This is a genomic window from Micropruina sp. (assembly GCF_047602385.1).
In the GTDB taxonomy this organism is placed as follows: Bacteria; Actinomycetota; Actinomycetes; order Propionibacteriales; family Propionibacteriaceae; genus Micropruina.
In genome coordinates this window covers 73,269-91,681 of sequence record NZ_JASGHL010000004.1, presented here as the reverse complement: position 1 = coordinate 91,681, position 18,413 = coordinate 73,269, and the positions used below count along the sequence as shown (strand labels likewise).

At 68.7% G+C, this 18,413-nt stretch carries 14 protein-coding genes; 10 read left to right on the top strand and 4 right to left on the bottom strand.

The features are described from left to right. The first annotated feature begins 210 nt into the window (after positions 1–210). The 8 genes from QM711_RS13470 to QM711_RS13435 all read left to right on the top strand — a co-directional run bounded on the left by QM711_RS13470 (position 211) and on the right by QM711_RS13435 (position 12,441). Positions 211–1,332 carry an ABC transporter ATP-binding protein gene (locus tag QM711_RS13470; protein WP_415100165.1) on the top strand — a complete coding sequence of 374 codons (1,122 nt, stop codon included), beginning with the start codon at positions 211–213 and terminating at the stop codon, positions 1,330–1,332. A gap of 1 nt (position 1,333) precedes the next feature. Next, entirely contained in the window at positions 1,334–2,614 is a 1,281-nt protein-coding gene (locus QM711_RS13465; RefSeq protein WP_415100163.1) for an ABC transporter substrate-binding protein, read from the top strand. Between the two features lie 23 nt (positions 2,615–2,637). Next, positions 2,638–3,576, top strand: coding sequence for a carbohydrate ABC transporter permease (locus tag QM711_RS13460; RefSeq protein WP_415100161.1), 939 nt, complete (start codon positions 2,638–2,640; stop codon positions 3,574–3,576). Continuing rightward, positions 3,573–4,445 carry a carbohydrate ABC transporter permease gene (locus QM711_RS13455; protein ID WP_415100159.1) on the top strand — a complete coding sequence of 291 codons (873 nt, stop codon included), beginning with the start codon at positions 3,573–3,575 and terminating at the stop codon, positions 4,443–4,445. The genes QM711_RS13460 and QM711_RS13455 overlap by 4 nt, the downstream gene beginning before the upstream one ends. 167 nt (positions 4,446–4,612) lie before the next feature. Next, on the top strand, positions 4,613–5,866 hold the full coding sequence (locus tag QM711_RS13450) for an ROK family protein (protein WP_415100157.1): 1,254 nt from the start codon (positions 4,613–4,615) through the stop codon (positions 5,864–5,866). A 57-nt stretch (positions 5,867–5,923) separates the two neighbouring features. Further along, positions 5,924–7,669 (top strand): SulP family inorganic anion transporter, encoded by a 1,746-nt coding sequence (locus QM711_RS13445; RefSeq protein WP_415100155.1) that lies wholly within the window; start codon positions 5,924–5,926, stop codon positions 7,667–7,669. Positions 7,670–8,101: 432 nt separating this feature from the next. Then, positions 8,102–10,873: an Rne/Rng family ribonuclease gene (locus tag QM711_RS13440; protein WP_415100153.1), complete on the top strand. Its 2,772-nt coding sequence runs from the start codon at positions 8,102–8,104 to the stop codon at positions 10,871–10,873. A gap of 164 nt (positions 10,874–11,037) precedes the next feature. Next, positions 11,038–12,441 carry an MFS transporter gene (locus QM711_RS13435; protein ID WP_415100151.1) on the top strand — a complete coding sequence of 468 codons (1,404 nt, stop codon included), beginning with the start codon at positions 11,038–11,040 and terminating at the stop codon, positions 12,439–12,441. 77 nt (positions 12,442–12,518) lie between these two features. Here QM711_RS13435 and QM711_RS13430 read toward each other — a convergent pair whose 3' ends face one another. Next, positions 12,519–13,772: a DUF445 domain-containing protein gene (locus tag QM711_RS13430; RefSeq protein WP_415100149.1), complete on the bottom strand. Its 1,254-nt coding sequence runs from the start codon at positions 13,770–13,772 to the stop codon at positions 12,519–12,521. 315 nt (positions 13,773–14,087) lie between these two features. On the opposite strand from QM711_RS13430, the gene QM711_RS13425 reads away from it, so the two are divergent. After that, positions 14,088–14,552 carry an NINE protein gene (locus QM711_RS13425; protein ID WP_415100147.1) on the top strand — a complete coding sequence of 155 codons (465 nt, stop codon included), beginning with the start codon at positions 14,088–14,090 and terminating at the stop codon, positions 14,550–14,552. A 9-nt stretch (positions 14,553–14,561) separates the two neighbouring features. On the opposite strand, the gene QM711_RS13420 is transcribed toward QM711_RS13425, so the two are convergent. Both QM711_RS13420 and QM711_RS13415 read right to left on the bottom strand, forming a co-directional pair. Beyond that, a complete protein-coding gene (locus QM711_RS13420; RefSeq protein ID WP_415100145.1) occupies positions 14,562–15,224 on the bottom strand; it encodes a hypothetical protein in 663 nt (220 codons plus the stop codon). Then, a complete protein-coding gene (locus tag QM711_RS13415) occupies positions 15,221–17,257 on the bottom strand; it encodes an NAD(+) synthase (protein ID WP_415100143.1) in 2,037 nt (678 codons plus the stop codon). The genes QM711_RS13420 and QM711_RS13415 overlap by 4 nt, the downstream gene beginning before the upstream one ends. A 146-nt stretch (positions 17,258–17,403) precedes the next feature. On the opposite strand from QM711_RS13415, the gene QM711_RS13410 reads away from it, so the two are divergent. Continuing rightward, positions 17,404–17,973 carry an O-methyltransferase gene (locus tag QM711_RS13410; protein ID WP_415100141.1) on the top strand — a complete coding sequence of 190 codons (570 nt, stop codon included), beginning with the start codon at positions 17,404–17,406 and terminating at the stop codon, positions 17,971–17,973. A 139-nt stretch (positions 17,974–18,112) separates the two neighbouring features. Here QM711_RS13410 and QM711_RS13405 read toward each other — a convergent pair whose 3' ends face one another. Then, positions 18,113–18,283, bottom strand: coding sequence for a hypothetical protein (locus QM711_RS13405; protein ID WP_415100139.1), 171 nt, complete (start codon positions 18,281–18,283; stop codon positions 18,113–18,115). Between the last annotated feature and the right edge of the window lie 130 nt (positions 18,284–18,413).

Genomic DNA, 18,413 nt, shown 5'->3' with positions numbered 1-18,413 from the left:
TCGGTCTGCTGGTGCGTTTCCAACGGAGGAACCCCTGTGCCAGCACCCCAGCCGCCCTCACATCTCGGGCAGGCCCGGCGGCGTCGGCAACGACGTCACGCCGGATCACCAGGCACGAGTTGCCTCCACCCCTTGTCGTCGATGAGTGGCCGGGTCTGCGCGGACCCTGCCTTATCGCGAATTTCCGTCCATCACCAGTGAGGAACCAACATGGCCACAGTCTCTTTCCGAAAAGCAACGTTGCAGTATCCAACGCTCGACCGACCGACCATCAACAAGCTTGACCTCGAGGTTGAGGACGGCGAGTTCGTCTGTGTCGTCGGCCCGTCGGGCTGTGGCAAGAGCACCACGATCCGGATGCTCGCCGGCCTGGAGTACATCACCGGCGGACGGGTCTACATCGGCGGTGAGGACGTCTCGGCCGTCCCGCCCCGCGACCGCGATATCGCGATGGTCTTCCAGAACTACGCGCTGTACCCGCACATGACGGTGGCCGACAACATCGGCTTCCACCTGATGCTGCAGAAGACCCCGAAGGAGGAGATCCGCAAGCGCGTCGAGGAGGCCGCGTCGCTGCTCGACCTCGGCCAGTACCTCGACCGCAAGCCGGCCAACCTGTCCGGCGGCCAGCGCCAGCGGGTCGCCATGGGCCGCGCCATCGTCCGGCATCCCAAGGTGTTCCTGATGGACGAGCCGCTGTCGAATCTCGACGCCAAGCTGCGCGTCCAGACCCGCACCCAGATCGCGAAGATCCAGCGCCGCCTCGGCGTCACCACCATGTACGTCACCCACGACCAGGTCGAAGCGATGACCATGGCCGACCGGATCGCGGTGCTGAAGGACGGCCTGCTGCAGCAGTACGCGTCGCCCTCGGACATGTACCACCGCCCGGCCAACGTCTTCGTCGCCGGGTTCATCGGCTCGCCGTCGATGAACCTGCTCGAGTTCGACGTGACCGGCGAGGGCGAGATCGCCTACGGCAACTTCGGCATCCAGCTCGGCCCGGCGCAGCGCGCCGCGTTGACCGGCAAGCGGGTCGTGGTCGGCAGCCGTCCCGAGGGCTACTACGTGCTCGACCATGGCGATCCCGGCGTCCACGCGATCATCGACGTCGTGGAGGACCTGGGCAACGACGTCTACCTCTACCTGAGCACCGAAGAGGCCGAGCCGCGGGCGATCACCGTGCGGCGTCCGGCCGGCTCGGTGCACAAGCCGGGCGAGGGCATCACCCTGCGTCCGTCCCGGGCCGCGATGCACGTATTCGACCAGGCCACCGGTCTGCGGCTGCCCGACTACGACGGCGACGGCCCCCTGCCGGGTAAGGAAATCTGAGGTGGCAGGCGGATTCACTCGCAGGTCGTTCCTGCGTGGGGCCGGCGCGGCCGCCTTGGTCGCGGCCAGCGGTGCCACCCTCTCGGCGTGCGGCAACGGCGCTCACGGTGTGCCGATCCGGTTTTCCGCGACCAAGCGCGAGACGGTCAAGTACTGGAACGACATGGTCGCCAAGTTCAACTCGAGCCAATCGGCGTACCTGATCCAACGCGAACTCAGCACCAACCTGGTGGCCGACTTCGTCCGGGACACGCCGGTCCCGATCGGTCTGGCCGGCTTCGACATCAAATTCGGCAGCTACGTGCAGCGCGGCGTCCTTGCCGACCAGCGCAGCAATCCCGTGGTGGAGAGGATTCGTCCGGACGCGATCGAGTTCTCTCAGCAGTTCGGCACCTACAAGGACCACATCAGTTCGGTGCCCTACTCGATCGCCGGCCAGGGCGTGATCTTCAACCGGGAGCTGTTCGACAAGGCGGGCGCCACGATTCCCACCACGTGGACCGCGTTCAAGGACACCTGCGAGTTGCTCAAGTCCAAGGGGATCACCCCGCTGATCGGTACCTTCAGCGACCTGTGGACCATGGAACAGGGCATGTTCAACTACGGCGTCGGCGGCATGGTCAACGTGTCGGAGTTCTTCAAGAAGCTCAACGCGCTCGGCACTGAAACGTCGCCGAACGCCGAAGTCTCCTTCACGAAGGACTTCCGCGAGCCGCTGCTACGGATCAAGGAACTGCTGCCTTACTACAACGCGGACGCCAAGAACATCGCCTACGACCAGGGCAACCGCGATTTCGCCGCCGGCAAGGCCGCGATGATGATGCAGGGACCATGGGCCTACGCAGGCATCCTGACCGGTAACCCCAACTTCAAGGGTGGCATCTTCCCGCTTCCGATGACCGACAATGCCAGCGATACCAGGGTCACCGCGAACCTCGACCTGACCGCGTTCATGCCGGCCTCAGGCAAGGGTGCCACGCGTGAGGGCGCCACGAAGTTCCTGGACTACATCATGCAGCCCGAGGTCATGCACAACTACAACACCGAGACCCTCGCCTTCTCGCCCGACAAAGACGCGCCTCGGCAAGAGAATCCGTTGGTCTCGGACCTCAACGATTACATGTTCAGCGGGAAGTACGTGCAGGGTCCCGGCCTGTACATTCCGACCGCGATCCCCAAGACAACGTATCTGCAGGAGTTCATCTACGGCGGCGATGTCGACGTGTTCACCGGCAAGCTCGATCGAGACTGGAAGCGGCTGGCCATTCGGCTGGCCGCCTGAGCCGACAAGGAAGGAGTTTCACTATGTCGACTACTCAACCCACTGTGGCGGCTCAAGCAACCCAGGCCCTCGACACCATCCCCGATGGCCAGGCTGATCCGGGCCTGCCGCGCAAGAAGCCGACCCTGACCCACTACCTGATGGTGCTGCCCGCACTGCTCGGGTTCGCCGGCTTCATCGTCGTACCTGCGATCCAGGGTGCCTTCTATAGCTTCACCAACTACGCGGGTTACGGTGAATGGCACTTCATCGGCTGGACGAACTATGTCGCGATGTTCCAGGATCCCAACGTCGGCGACGCCTACAAGTTCACCCTGCTCTACGCGATCGTAGCCACCATCCTGATGAACGTGGCATCCCTGCTGCTGGCCGTGGTGCTCAACTCGAAGACCCGTTGGCCGAATCTGTGGAAGGGCATCTACTTCATCCCGATGGTGCTGTCGGGACTGGTGGTCTCGTACTGCTTCCAGTACTTGATGAACCAGTCGATCCCCAAGATCATCACCTGGGGCCCGCTCGGCGAGGGTCTGCTGACGAATGCGCAATGGGCCTGGATGGGCATCGTGTTCGTGACCATCTGGGCAGGTTTCCCGGGCACCGTCATCATCTACCTGGCCGGCCTGTCCTCGATCGGAGCGGACGTCTACGAGGCCGGTGACCTGGACGGCGCGACGCCCGTCACCGCATTCCGGCATCTCACGCTGCCGCTGCTTGCGCCGTTCGTCATCATCAACACGGTGCTTGGCCTCAAGGGTTACCTCAACGCCTATGACATCATCATCGGCCTGACCAACGGTGGCCCCAGTGGTGCCACCACATCGATCGCAATGGGCATCACCAAGACCGTCGAATCCAGCGATGTCGCCTACGGCAGCGCCAACGCGATGATCTTCTTCGTGGTCACCATCCTGCTGTCGCTGCTGCAACTCGGAATCGTCAAGCTGATGGGGAGGAAGTCATGACCAGCGTCACCGCAGGAACCGAAATCGAGGAGGGTCCGGCGCTCAAGCCGCCGCGGCCCTACAACCTGACCACAACGACGATTCTCGCCATCGGATCGTTGGTCGTCCTGGTGCCGCTCTACTTCATCTTGTCGATGTCGCTCAAGAAGGGCCTCAACAGCGATGCCGGCGCCGGGTTCGCTTTTCCGTTCAATCCGGCGTTCGAGAACTATGCCCAAGCCTGGGAGATGGTCAATGCCCCGGTGGCCTTCACCTGGAGCGTGGTGATCAGTGCGATCGCGGTCGTCGGGAACATTCTCATCCCGTCCATGTTCGCCTGGGCCGTGGTGCGCAACTGGGAGCACAAGCTGTTCCGGTTCAGCTTCATCGCCCTGCTGGCCGGCATGTTCATCCCGTTCGTGGTGCTGGTCCTGCCCCAGATCAAGCTGATGGCATGGCTGGGTCTGGCGAATCCCTGGGGAGTCGCGATCCTGCACATCATGTTCGGGCTCGCATTCAACTCGCTGATGTTCTCTGCGTACATCCGGAACCTGCCGGTGGAGTTGGAGGAGAGCGCCGCCCTGGACGGTGCCACCACCTTCCAGATCTTCCGCAAGGTGGTCTTCCCACTGCTCACCCCGATGGCCGCGACGGTCGGCATCTTCGCGTTCCTCGGGTCGTGGAACGACTACATGATGCCGTCGCTGATCATCGCCGACGTCACCCAGCAGACGCTGCCGGTGGTGCAGGCGTCCTACCGTGATGCCCTGACCCTCGACATCAACGTGGCGTTCGCGTCCTACGCCCTGGCCATGATCCCGGCGATCGTCGGGTACCTGATCGGCCAGCGCTGGATCATCGCGGGCGTCATGCGGGGTGCCATCAAGTAGTTCGCCGAACGACGCTGGGGGTGGACGTCTCGCGTGGGCGTCCACCCCCCTTGGTTTCGGCCGCGGACCCACGCTGGTCGCGCCACTAGATCTAGCGCTCGTTGAAAATTGCGGCCGGATAGGATGCCGCTGGTCCGGATCGACGGCCGAGAGGGGGAACGCGACGGATGAACATCGCCGATGGCCACAATTTGCGTCACCGCGCGAGCACTGCCGCCGTCCTCGACTTCGCCTGGGACGCCGGGGTCTTCCGCGCCGATCATGTGATCGCGGCCCTGAGCCTGACCCGATCGACCGCGCTGGCCGCGCTGGACACGCTGATCGAGGTGGGCCTGGTCAGCGAGCTCGCCACCGCCGGCCCCGACGAGGGCTACCGGATCGGACGCCCGGCGCGTCGCTTCGAGCTGCGCGCCGACGCCGGCGTGCTCGTCGGGATCGATGCCGGCGACCGGCAGTTCACCGCCACCGCCACCGATCTGGCCGGGCGGATTCTGGCGCGTGAGCAGATCGAGACGCGCACCTTCTTCGACGCCGCAGCGGCGGGCACGCCGACCGTGGACCCACGGGAGCGGCCGGCCGCGGCGCTGCGAGCCATCGACGCGGTGCTCGCCGCCGCCGGTATGACGCGCCGGCAGGTGATCGGCGTCGGGGTCGGCATCCCGGCACCGGTCGATGGCGACGGCCGCTCGCCGGCCCATCGGCGGGGCTTCTGGCAACACATGAACAGCGGGCTGCACGATGCGCTGTCGGCCGAGTTCCCGGCGGTCCGGGTCGAGAACGACGCGGCCCTTGCCGCTCTCGCGGAAGGGACGCTGGGCGAGGCTCGCGGGCAGGACGACTTCATGGCCATCCTGGTCGGACGGCGGCTCGGCTCCGGCGTCTTCCTTGACGGACGGCTGGTCCGCGGCGCGCACGGTGGCGTGGGTGAACTCGAAGGACTCGTCTACGTCGCTGAGATCGGCAACACCTTCGGCATCGGGCTCCGGGTCGAGAACTGGCTCCGAAACGCCCACGAGCAGAAACTCATCCCCGCCGGTCATCCCTGGGCAGGGCTCGCCGGCGCCGGCCTGACCGCGGAGGCCGCCCTCGCGGCGGCGAGCCTGGAGGATCCGGTGACCCGCCCGTTGCTGGAGGAACTGGGCACCAAGCTCGGCCGCATCTGCAGCGTGGTGGCACGTTTCTACGACCCCGGGCTGATCGTCGTCTGCGGCGCGATGTCCGGCTCGCTCGGCGACGTGATCGCGATCGCCCGCCGCCAGGTGGGGGCCGAATCGGAGTTGCCGCCGCCGCTCATCGTGGCCTCGCAGTTCGGCGCCGACGTGGTGTCGCTGGGGGCGGTCTCGGCGGCGCGGGAGGCTGCCCAGACAGTTGCCCTGGGACTGTTCACCGGGCGTCACCAGGACAGATCCTCGACGCCGTGAACCAGCCGGGCCGCTGATCTTGTGGCCGTTCGGCATCGGGGCCAGTAGCGTGCGGCCATGACCGACGGCGCAGTGCCGCGCTGGGCCCGTTTCGCGCCCGGCCTGCACACGCTGCTGCACTACGACCGTTCCTGGCTGCGTGGGGACCTGCTGGCCGGGATCACGGTGGCCGCCTACCTGATTCCGCAGGTGATGGCCTATGCCGAGATCGCCGGTCTGCCACCGATAGCCGGGCTGTGGGCCATCCTCGCGCCGCTCGCGGTGTATGCGCTGCTCGGGTCGTCGCGACAGCTGTCCATCGGGCCTGAATCGACCACCGCGCTGATGACCGCGGCGGGTGTCGGTGCGCTGCTCGGGGCCGCCGGCGGGATCGATCGGTGGTCCGAGGTGGCCGCTCTGATGGCAGTGGCCGTGGGCCTGATCTGCCTGCTCGGCTGGGTCTTCCGGCTCGGTTTCCTGGCGAACCTTTTGTCGCGTCCGGTCCTGGTCGGCTACATGGCCGGGATCGCGGTGCTGATGATCACCAGTCAGTTCGGCAAGGTGACGAAGCTGACCATCGCCGGCGATCAGCCGTGGCAGCAGGTGTTCTCGCTGGTGTCGCAGCTCGGCGGCGCGCACCTGCCCACGGTGCTGCTGGCGGGGTGTGTGGGTGCGGGCCTGGTCGGCTTCCGGCACTGGTTGCCGACCTGGCCGGGGCCGCTGATCTGCATGCTCGCGGCCGCCGGCTGCGTCCGGTGGTTCGGTCTGGACGCCGCGGGGATCCGGCTGATCGGCGACGTCCCCCAGGGCCTGCCGGCGCCGCGGGTGCCCGCCCTGGATGACCTGGCCGTGCTCACCCTGCTGCCGTACGCGCTGGGCATCGCCGTGGTGGGTTACACCGACAACGTGCTCACGGCGCGAGCGTTCGCGACCAGACGCAAGGAGCGGGTGGACAGCAATCAGGAGTTGCTGGCGCTGGGTGCCGCCAATCTGGTCAACGGGTTCACCAACGGCTTCCCGGTGAGTTCCTCCGGCAGCCGGACGGCGATCGGGGACGCGATCGGCAGCCGCAGCCAGCTGTACTCGCTGGTCTGCCTGGCCCTGGTGATCGCGGCGCTGCTGGTGCTCGGGCCGGTGCTCGCCTGGTTCCCGACCGCCGCGCTCGGGGCGTTGGTGATCTACGCCGCGATCCGGCTGATCGATGTCGCCGAGTTGCGCCGGATCGCCCACTTTCGGCGCAGCGAGTTGCTGCTGGCGATCGCGACCACGCTCGGCGTCCTGACCTTCGACGTGCTGGGCGGGATCGGGCTGGCGGTGGGGCTTTCGGTGCTCGACCTGATCCGGCGGATCGTCAGCCCCCACGACGGCATCCTGGGCTTCGTCCCGGGGTTGGCCGGCATGCACGACGTCGACGACCACCGCGGCGCGGTGCAGTTGCCCGGGCTGGTGGTCTATCGCTACGACTCACCGCTGTTCTTCGCCAACGCCGACGACTTCCTGACCCGCGCGACCGCCGCCGCCGACGCTGCCGAGCCGGCCTGCCGCTGGTTCGTGCTGAACGCCGAGGCCAACGTCGAGGTGGACCTGACCAGCGTGGACGCGATGGAGACGCTGCGGGAGCAACTGACCGCGCGTGGCGTGACCTTCGCGCTCGCCCGGGTGAAATTCGAGTTGCGCGAGGAACTGACCGCGGCCGGCTTCGCCCAGCGGGTCGGCGCCGACCTGATCTTTCCGACCCTGCCCACCGCCGTTGCGGCCTACGCCGAGTGGTACCGGGACGAGTACGGTCACCCACCGCCGGGGATTCCGTTGCCCGCACGATAGGGAAACGCTGATCATCGCTGGTCGAGCTTGTCGAGACCCCTCTGACGCGGGGAGTCGCCGGAATCGCCCCATCCCGCCATCCCCGCGCCAAGCCGCGTCAGCCGCTGGCGACGGGTTTCGACTGGCTCAACCGACGAAACGACGCAGCGGCTCCGCACTTCCTTCGTCCCCTTCGGTCTCCCCGGCCGCGTGGTCGCGGTACGGGTCGTCCGCGGTCGCTCTCGGACCGTGTGGCATAATCACCTCCAGGACGAGCCTGCACAGCGGGCTCATTCGATCCGGCTCAGTCGAGGTGACAGCTCGCTGACACAGCCGACCCGACCGCGACGGCGACGACCGCGGGGGTTGATGGCTGACGGATCCAGTCCACAGGCTTTGCCACTTCGGTGGCCACACACCGCGCGGCGCCCCCTCGCCGCTGAAGGAGAGCACATGCTCGACACCGACTCACCCGCAGCCGACGACACCACCACCCCGGCGCAGCCACGACGGCGCCGCGCGGCCAGCCGCCCCGCCGGACCGCCGGTCGACCGGACCCGGCAGCCTGCCGCCACCGACCAGGCGCTGGAGCCATCCCTCGAAGCGGCTGCCCTGGATGCGGCCGGGCCGGCCGAGGTCGTCCACGAGGACACAGCGGCCGAGCCGGCCGAGGCCGTCCACGACGAGCCGGAGGCCGACGAGGACGCAGCAGCCGAGCCGGCCGAGGAGCCGCAGGTTTCCGGCCCGGACGACAGCGCAACGGAGCAGCCGCTCGTCGACGACCCGGCCATCGAGGCCGAAACCGCTGCCGACGATGCCGCGACCGGGGCCGACTCGCCGCCGGCGGCGTCCGCACCTGAGCCTGAGCCCGTGGGCGAGGCTGAGGCTGAGCCCGTCGACCTGGTGCCGGAGGCCACCGAGGAGGCCGATCAGAACCGGTCGGTGATCACCGAGGTGACGGTCGAGGCCGCTGCGGCAGAACCCGAGCAGCAGCCGCTCAGTCTCGGCGACCTGCCCACGCTGGACGAACTTGCCCCTCGCACCTCGGAGCCCCGCGGACGCCGCCGGCGCCGGTCGCCCGAGCCCTCGGGTTCGCCGGCCGCGGCGGAGGCCTCCGCAGCCGACCCGGTGGCCGAAAGCCTCGACGCGCTGAGCCGCAGCCGTGGTCGCCGGCGAACCAGGAAGAGCGAGTCCGAGGCGGCGGCGGCGCTGGACGAACTGGTCGCCGCTCTTGGCGGGCACCGCGCCGAGGAGCCCGAGGCTGGGACCGTCGAAGACCAGGCCGACCCCGAGGTGGCAGTCGCCGCCGAGGATTCGCTGCCGACCGAGATCGAGGTCGGCTCCGGCGAGGAGCCCGAGGACGAGGCGCAGGCCGAGCCCGACGCGGACGGCGACGACCAGGTCGATGCCGCTGACGAGGCCGGCGACGACGATGCCACCGATGACGACTCGGGCGAGGGCCCGCGTCGCCGCCGCCGCCGTCGTGGCGGACGCCGGCGCCGCCGTGGCGGTGCGCTGGAATCGGCCGACGAGGACGACAACGACGCCGCCGAGGCCGAGGCCGCGGTGGACGGCGAGGCTGAGGCCGACACTGAGGACGCCGCCGAGGCGTCCGACACCGAGTCCGACGCGGCGATCGAGATCGTCGAGGGCGGCACCTCGACCCGTCGGCGTCGGCGCCGCCGGCGCCGCGGCGAGGACACCACCGGCTCCGATGACGATCCCACCGACGTGGTGGTACGGGTCCGCCAGCCGCGCCGTTCGAAGGGCAACGACGAGGTGACCGGGATCGACGGCTCGACCCGGATGGAGGCCAAACGGCAACGCCGTCGCGAGGGCCGGGCCGCCGGACGCCGCCGGGCACCGATCCTCTCCGAGGCCGAGTTCCTGGCCCGCCGGGAAGCGGTGGACCGCACCATGTTGGTCCGGCAGGCCGACGACTACGCCCAGATCGCGGTGCTCGAGGACGGCGTCCTGGTCGAGCACTACGTCGACCGGGCGTCCGCGACGTCGATGATCGGCAACGTGTACCTCGGCAAGGTGCAGAACGTGCTGCCCTCGATGGAGGCCGCCTTCATCGACATCGGACGCGGCCGCAACGCCGTGTTGTACGCCGGCGAGGTGGACTGGGACGCCTTCGGCGTCACCGGCGGCGACCGCAAGATGGAGAAGGTGTTCAAGTCCGGGCAGAGCGTGCTGGTCCAGGTCAGCAAGGACCCGGTCGGCGCCAAGGGCGCCAGGCTCACCGCACACGTCTCCATCCCGGGCCGCTACGTGGTCTACTCGCCGAGCGGTCAGTTGTCCGGCATCTCCCGCAAGCTGCCCGAGGGCGAGCGGGCCCGGCTGAAGGGCATCCTCGACGAGCTGGTCGGCGACCGCGCCTCGGTGATCGTCCGGACGGCCGCCGAGGGCGCGTCCGAGGACGAGCTGGTCCGCGACGTCAACCGGCTGAAGGCGCAGTGGGAGGTCATCGAGAAGAAGGTCAAGGCCGGCAAATCGCCGACCCAGCTGTACGCCGAGCCCGACCTGACCGTCCGGATCGTCCGGGACCTGTTCACCGAGGACTTCGGCCAGCTGATCGTGGACGGCAACGGCAAGGGCGAGGACGCCTGGGACACCGTCGACGCCTACGTCAGCCATGTCGCTCCGCACCTGAAGGAGCGGCTGGTGCACTGGGACCGGTCCGAGTCCGGCGACCTGTTCGCCGCGCACCGGCTCGACGAGCAGATCGCCAAGGCGCTGGAACGCAAGGTGTTCCTGCCCTCGGGCGGCTCGCTGATCATCGACCGCACCGAGGCGATGACCGTCATCGACGTCAACACCGGCAAATTCACCGGTACCTCCGGAAACCTGGAGGCCACCGTGACGTCGAACAACCTGGAGGCGGCCGAAGAGATCGTCCGCCAGCTGCGGCTGCGCGATATCGGCGGCATCATCGTGGTCGACTTCATCGACATGGTGCTGCCGGCCAACCGCGAACTGCTGCTGCGCCGGCTGGTCGAATGCCTCGGACGCGACCGCACCCGGCACCAGGTCGCCGAGGTGACCTCGCTCGGACTGGTGCAGATGACCCGCAAGAAGATCGGCACCGGCCTGGCCGAGGCGTTCACCGTCACCTGCGAAACCTGCCACGGCCGCGGCTACCACCGGCATGAGACCCCGGTGGACACCCAGGCTCAGGCCGACGGCGGCGAACGCGAGCCCGGACGCCGCCGGCGCCACTGAGCCGTCGTCATTCCACCGCTCGCCTAACCATTTCGGGCTCGCTGAATTCAGCGAGCCTGAATAGTTGGGCGAGCGTTCGGCGGATCTGCGCGACACCCGCTGGATGACGGGCGCCGGACGTCGGAGCCGGTCGTATGGTTCTCCGTTGGAAGGAGACACCCCCGATGACCGCTACCGCCACCACTTCAGCTCCGCTCAACACCCCGGCACGGGTGATCACCGCCAGTCTGGTCGGCACCACCATCGAGTTCTACGACTTCTACGTGTACGCCACCGCCGCCGTCCTGGTCTTCCCGCAGCTGTTCTTCCCGACCGGCAATCCGACCACGGCGCTGATCGCGTCGTTCGGCGTCTTCGGGGCGGCCATGGTTGCCCGCCCGGTCGGCGCCATCGTCTTCGGTCACCTCGGTGACAAGCGCGGACGCAAGACCACCCTGGTGATCAGCCTGCTCACCATGGGCATCGCCACCTTCCTGATCGGCCTGCTGCCCACCTACGCCTCGGCCGGCTTGTTCGCGCCGCTGCTGCTGCTGATCCTGCGGCTGGCCCAGGGCTTCGCCCTCGGCGGCGAATGGTCCGGCGCGGCGCTGGTGGCCACCGAGAACGCGCCGGCCGGCAAGCGTGCCTGGTACGGGACGTTCCCCCAGGTGGGCGCCCCGCTCGGATTCATCATCGCCAACGGGATCTTCCTCACCATCAACGCCGCGCTGCCGCCGGCCGCGGGGGCGCTGCAATCCGAGGCCTTCCTCACCTGGGGCTGGCGGGTGCCGTTCCTGTTCTCGGCGGTGATGGTGATCGTCGGGCTGTGGGTGCGGCTCAAGCTGGTCGAGTCCGAGGCGTTCACGGCCGCCGAGAAGCGGGGCGCGATCCGCAAGCTGCCGCTCGGTACGACGTTCCGGTTCCACTGGCGCGAGGTGGTGCTGGGCACCTTCATCATGCTGGCCACCTATGTTCTCTTCTACCTGATGAGCAGCTTCACCCTCACCTTCGGCACCGCGAAAGCGGCCGGCGGCGGACTGGGCATCGGGTACACCCAGTTCGTGCTGATGCAGATCCTGGGGGTGGTCTTCTTCGGCATCTTCACCCTGCTGTCCGGACCGCTCGCCGACTCGATCGGACGCCGCAAGCTGCTGCTCGGCGTCACCGCGGCGATCGTCGTCTTCGGGGTCTGCTTCCCGCTGTTCTTCCGCGCACAGGGCGACCCGCTCTTCACCGGCGCGATGACCCAGGCAGGTCTGATCATCGGCTTCACCCTGATGGGCGCCACCTTCGGCCCGATGGGTGGCTTGCTGCCCGAGCTGTTCCCGACCAACGTCCGCTACACCGGCTCGGCGATCTCGTACAACGTGTCCAGCATCCTGGGTGCCGCGGTGGCCCCGATCATCGCGGTCGCGCTGTGGACCTGGGCGGCCGGCAGCACTTGGCCGGTCGGCATCTACCTCGCCGGCGCCGGCGTGCTGACCCTGATCGCGCTGCTGCTCACCCGCGAGACCAAGGACACCGACTATTCCGCGGCGTCGATCGAGGACGAGTTGGACGCGGGTGCCCGCGAGTCGGCACTGATCTAGCAAGCGCTGACCAATCGTGGTCGAGCGTGTCGAGATCTCCCTGGGACGGGATTCGACAGGCTCGACCAGCGCGCGACTCAGTGCACCAGCAGGCTGACCGCATGGATGGCCATGCCGGCCAGGCAGCCGACCACGGTGCCGTTGATCCGGATGAACTGCAGGTCGCGTCCGATGTGCAGCTCGATCCGGCGGGCCGCCTGGCGGCCGTCCCAGCGCTCGATGGTGTGGCTGATCACCGTGGACAGCTCCGCGCCGTAGGTGCGGACGACGAACGCGGCGGCGTCCGCGACCCGCGCGTTCACCCGGTTCCGCAGGGCCTCGTCCCGCTGCAGGGACTCGCCGAGGCGCTGGACGGCTCGGACGGCCCGCTGCTTCAGCTCGGACGCCTCGGCGGCGAGCGCGGCGTCCAGTGACGACTGCACGGTGCGCCACAGCCGGGCCACGGTCTCGGCGGTCTGCGGATGGCCGAGCAGCCGGTTCTTCAGCTTCTCGGCGCGCTCGGCGACCCCGGGGTTGTGCTGCAGGTCGTCGGCCACCTGCCGCAGTAGGTCGTCCAGTGCGGCGCGGGTCGGATGGTCGCGGTCGCTGCGGATCGCCCACAGCCACTCCATCGCCTGGTCGTAGGTCCAGCGGACCACTCGCCGATTGATGAACCCGGGCGCCCACTTGGGTGCCCGCTCGCCGACGATCCCGTTGAAGACGTCCGGATGCCGGCGCAGCCAGTCGTGCACCTCGCCGACGACCAGGTCGACCAGCCCGTGGTGGGCGCCGTCGTGGACTATCGCGTCCAGCAGGTCGCCCATGGTGCCGGCCAGCGGTTCCGATTCGAGTCGGGGCACGATGACGTCGGCCACCAGATGAGTGACGTCGTCGTCGGTGATCCGGCTCAACGCGACCCTGGCCAGCCGGGAGCCCTCGGCAACCACCCGGGTCGCATGGGTCTGGTCCTGCAGCCAATGCCCCATCCGGGTGCCGACATCGGTGGCGGCGACCCGTTCCCGGACGATCTCCTCGGTGAGGAAGTTCTCGGTGACGAAGGACTGCAGGTTCCGGGCGATGTCGTTCTTGCGGCGCGGGATGATCGCGGTGTGCGGGACGGGCAGCCCCAGCGGATGCCGGAAGAGCGCGGTGACCGCGAACCAGTCGGCCAGCGCGCCCACCATCGCAGCCTCGGCGCCGGCGTTGACGAACCCCCAGCCCGCCTGGTCGGCGACTCGCAGGGTGCTCAGATAGACCACCGCGGCCAGCAGCAGCAGCGACAGCGCGACCAGCTTCATCCGCCGGAGCCGCGACTCGCGATCGGCGTCGGTGAGGGTCAGCGGGTGGGTCACCGGGCCAGGATTACACGGCCGGACGGCTCCCGGCGGGACCGACCTGCGGTGGGGTGATCGCTGGTCGAGCGTGTCGAGACCACTGGACGGTCCGCGGGCCGACCGGTTTGGGTTCTCGCCGGCCGAGCGTGTCGAGACCCCGGACAGCAGCCCGGGCACCGGTTGGGTTCTCGCTGGTCGAGCGTGTCGAGACCCCGGACGGCACGGGGACGGGCGTCCGACACGCTCAATCCCGCGGTTGGCAGTCGGAATTGGTCCGAACTTGTGGTCGCCGGTCCGTACAGTGTGGGCGGAGACGATCACCCCAGGAGCATGATGTCCGACCCCACGTACAATCCGTCGCCCTACCAGAGCCAGGGCAACGGTCCGACGCAGCCGCAGCCCAGCTACACCCCGTACCCACAGCAACCGCAGGGCCCCTCGTACGCGGCGAATCCGCAGGGGTACCCGCCGCAGCCGAACCCGTACGGCGCCCAGTTGAGCCCCTACCATTCGCCGGGCAACCCGTATGCGCCGCAGGCGCTGGCGCCCTACGGCATCGATCCGCTCACCGGAGTGCCGTACTCGGACAAGAGCAAGCTCGTCGCCGGTCTGTTGCAGATCTTCCTCGGCGGCCTGGGCATCGGCCGGTTCTACCTGGGCAACATCGGCATGGCGATCGCGCAGATCGTGGTCACCTTCGTGACCTTCGGCGTTGGCGCACTGTGGCCGTTGATCGACGGCATCGTGCTGCTCGCGGGTAGGCCCCGCGACGTCGCCGGACGCCCGCTGCGGCCCTGACGCCGAGCCTCAGCGATCCTCGACCGCGATCCGCAGGGCGCGGGCGAGAAGTGGTCCGAGGCGGGACGCCTGGTCCTCGGCGAGAATCGCACCGGCCAGGCTCTGGGCGCCCTCCAGGCGATTCAGCCGGCCCACGTCCAGGCCGCGCAGATCGAGATGTTCAGCCTTGTGGTTACGGACATCGAGGTCTTCGATCACGCACTCCTGCAGGGCGACCCGCGCGGTGGTCGCGGCGGCCAGGTCGAGGGTGCCGATCCGGCAGCCGGAGAGCCGGACATCCGACAGCTTGGCTTCGCGTAGGTTCAGGTAACCGATCCGGACGCCGTCCAGGCAGACGTTGTTCCACTGGGAGCCGGACGCGTCCAGGACACCGATGCTCCCGCCGCTGACCGCCACCCCGCGCCAGTTGGACCGGGCGGCGTCCCAATCGATCACCGCCGGACCGGCGACTTCTACCTCACTCAGCCGCAACCGCGGTGAATGCAGCCGGTCCGTGGGCAGCCCGACGAGCCGGGAATCGGAGATCTCGGCGCCGGTCGCGGACGCCTCAGCGACGCTCCAGGACAGCAGCGCCTCCGCGTACGGCTCGCCATCGGCATCCGCACCCGCCTCGACGCCGCTCAACGCCGGCAGTTGCGGGGGAGCGACGCGTGGGGCGTCCGATCTGCTCATGGCACGTTGCGGCGCAGTTCGTCCAGCCACAGCGCCGCCGAGACATCGGACGGCATCCGCCAGTCCCCGCGCGGCGACAGCGAACCGCCGCGCACCACCTTCGGACCGTTCGGCATCGCCGACCGCTTGAACTGGGCGAAGCCGAAGAACCGGCGCAGGAACACCTCCAGCCACTTCTTGATCGTCGCCAGGTCATAGCCGACGCGTTTCTCGTCGGGGAAACCCGCCGGCCACTCGCCCCGGGCGGCGTCCGACCAGGCATGCATGGCCAGGAAGGCGATCGTCGACGGCGCGGTGCCGTGCCGCAGCACCTGGTAGAGGGTGAAGTCCTGCAGGTTGTAGGGCCCGATGGACGCCTCGGTCGACTGCGGCTTCTCGCCCGGCGTGGTGGGCACCAGCTCGGGGGTGATCTCGGTGTCCAGGATGGCGTCGAGCACCTGGCCGACTTCGGCGTCGAACTGGCCGGACGCGACCACCCAGCGGATCAGGTGCTGCATCAGCGTCTTCGGCACGCCGCCGTTGACGTTGTAGTGACTCATCTGGTCGCCGACGCCGTAGGTGCACCAGCCCAGCGCCAGTTCGGACAGGTCGCCGGTGCCGAGCACGATGCCGCCGCGCTGGTTGGCCAGCCGGAACAGGTAGTCGGTGCGCAGCCCGGCCTGCACGTTCTCGAAGGTGATGTCGTAGACCGGCTCGCCGTCGGCGAACGGGTGGTCCATCTCGGCCAGCATGGTTCGGGCGGTGCCGGTGATATCGAGGGTGGCGAAGGTGACGCCCAGCGATTCGGCGAGCCGGGTGGCGTTGTTCCTGGTGTGGTCGGACGTCGCGAAGCCCGGCATGGTGAACGCCAGGATGTCGGTGCGGGGGCGTCCGAGCCGGTCCATCGCCCGGGCCGCCACGATCAGCGCATGGGTCGAGTCCAGGCCGCCCGAGACGCCGATCACGATCTTCGGCTGGCCGATCGCCCGCAGCCGCTGCTCCAGCCCGCTGACCTGGATGCTGTACGCCTCGTAGCAGTCCTGGGCGAGCCGGGCCGGGTCGGACGGCACGAACGGGAAGCGGGCGACGTCCCTTCTCAGCCCCAGGTCACCGGACGGCGCGCCGAGCGTGAAGCCGACCCAGCGGAAGCCGTCCACCCGGTCGGCGTGGGCCCGCCGGTTGTCGTCGAAGGTGCCCATCCGGAGCCGTTCCTGGTGCAGCCGGCCGAGGTGGACATCGGCGATGGAGGCCCGCGGGCCGTCGGGAAAACGCTCGGATTCGGCCAGCAGGGCGCCGTTCTCGTAGATCATCGTCTGCCCGTCCCAGGACAGGTCGGTGGACGATTCCCCCTCGCCCGCGGCCGCGTAGACGTAGGCGGCCAGGCAGCGCGACGAGTTCGCCGCGCACAACTGGTGCCGCTCGACCGATTTGGCGACGGTGATCGGCGAACCGGACAGATTGGCCAGCACGGTGGCGCCGGCCAGCGCGGCCTCGGCGCTGGGCGGGATCGGCACCCACATGTCCTCGCAGATCTCCACGTGCAGCACGAAATGCGGGACGTCGTCGGCGGCGAACAGCAGGTCCGGTCCGAACGGGACGTCCACCCCGGCCACCCGGATCTCACCGGTGACGTCATCGCCCGGAGCGATCTGCCGGCGTTCGTAGAACTCCCGGTAGGTGGGCAGGTACGACTTCGGCACCACGCCCAGGATCGTGCCGCGGTGGATGACGATCGCGCAGTTGTAGATCCGGTGCAGGCTGCGCAGGGGTGCGCCGACGACCAGCACGGTGCCGAGGTCTGTGGACCCCTCTACGACGGACGCCACGGCGGCCTCCGCGGCGTCCAGCACCACGTCCTGGAGCAGCAGATCCTCGATCGAGTAGCCGGCCAAGCACAGCTCGGGGAAGACGGCCACAGCGACGCCGTCGGCGTCCAGTTGACGGGCTTGTTCCAGGACCGCGGCCGCGTTGACCTCGGGTTGCACCATCGCGATCGGCAGCGTGACGGCCGCCACCCGGGCGAAACCGTGGGCGTACAGATTGTGGAAGTCCATTCCGCTCCTTCTCGCGTCCGGGCCAGGTTCAGCATGTCAGATGGGATCGCCCGGTTCCCCCACTGACTCAGCGTCCGCCGTCCATCGGCCTTCGGCCGCGATTCTCCTGCCGGGACGCGACCAGGCGTCCGTGTTTGAATAGGCGCGTGGGCACCACCGACGACCGCACAGCCGGGCTGGCGGCTCGGGCTCGGGAGGTGGGCTTCGAACAATCCTCGACGCTGGCTGTCGGTCGGTTGCTGAGCGTTCTCGCTGCGAGCAAGCCCGGCGGGCGAATGCTCGAGCTGGGCACCGGTGTGGGCCTGGGTGTCGTGCATCTGCTTCGCGGCATGTCCGCGACGGCCACACTGGTCACAGTCGAACTGGATCCGGTTCTTTCGGGTATCGCCCAGGGCGAGATCGACGATCCAAGGGTCGAGTTCGTCGTCGCGGACGGCGGCGAATGGCTGGCCGCTCCGGCGCGAGCCGGCGAGTCGTTCGACCTCGTGTTCGCCGACACCTGGCCCGGCAAGTTCAGCGACCGCGACAAGGCGCTGGCACTGGTCGCGCCGGGCGGGTTGTACGTCGTTGACGACCTGGTACCCCAGCCGTCGTGGCCACCCGACCATCAGGCCAGAGTCGACGTCTTGACAAACGAACTCGGCGAACTCGACGGGTGGACGACGGTCAGGATCGACGACGCGACGGGCGTCATGATCTGCACCCGACTCCGGTGACCCAGTCATCCGAGGTGCAGGAGCCAGGGTCGAATTGCGGTCCCATCGAGCTGCCTGGGCTGCCGGCTACCAACGGCCGGCGAAGCTCGCCGCGCAACTGCCCGGTGAGGACGTCCCATCGAGTTGCCTGGGCCGCCGACTACCAACGGGAGGCACGCCGGGGCCCGGCCTGAGCCACGAAACCGACCTGATTGGCGACGGCTGCCAGGCGGGTCTGTTCGTCGTCGAGGTTGACCACGACCGCGTGGTCCCCGGCGAGCCTCGTCGCCAGCGTGCTCTTGTCGGCCTGGCGTGCGCCTTCGATGATCAAAACGGGAAGTGCCGCAAGTACTCAGCTGCGCGCGGTGCGGCGTGGCGTTCGAGCAGGGGTCTCCACGCAGCCACACCCAACGCGCAACTCGCCGTTTTGCGACCACGAACTCGCCGTTTTGCGGCCCCAT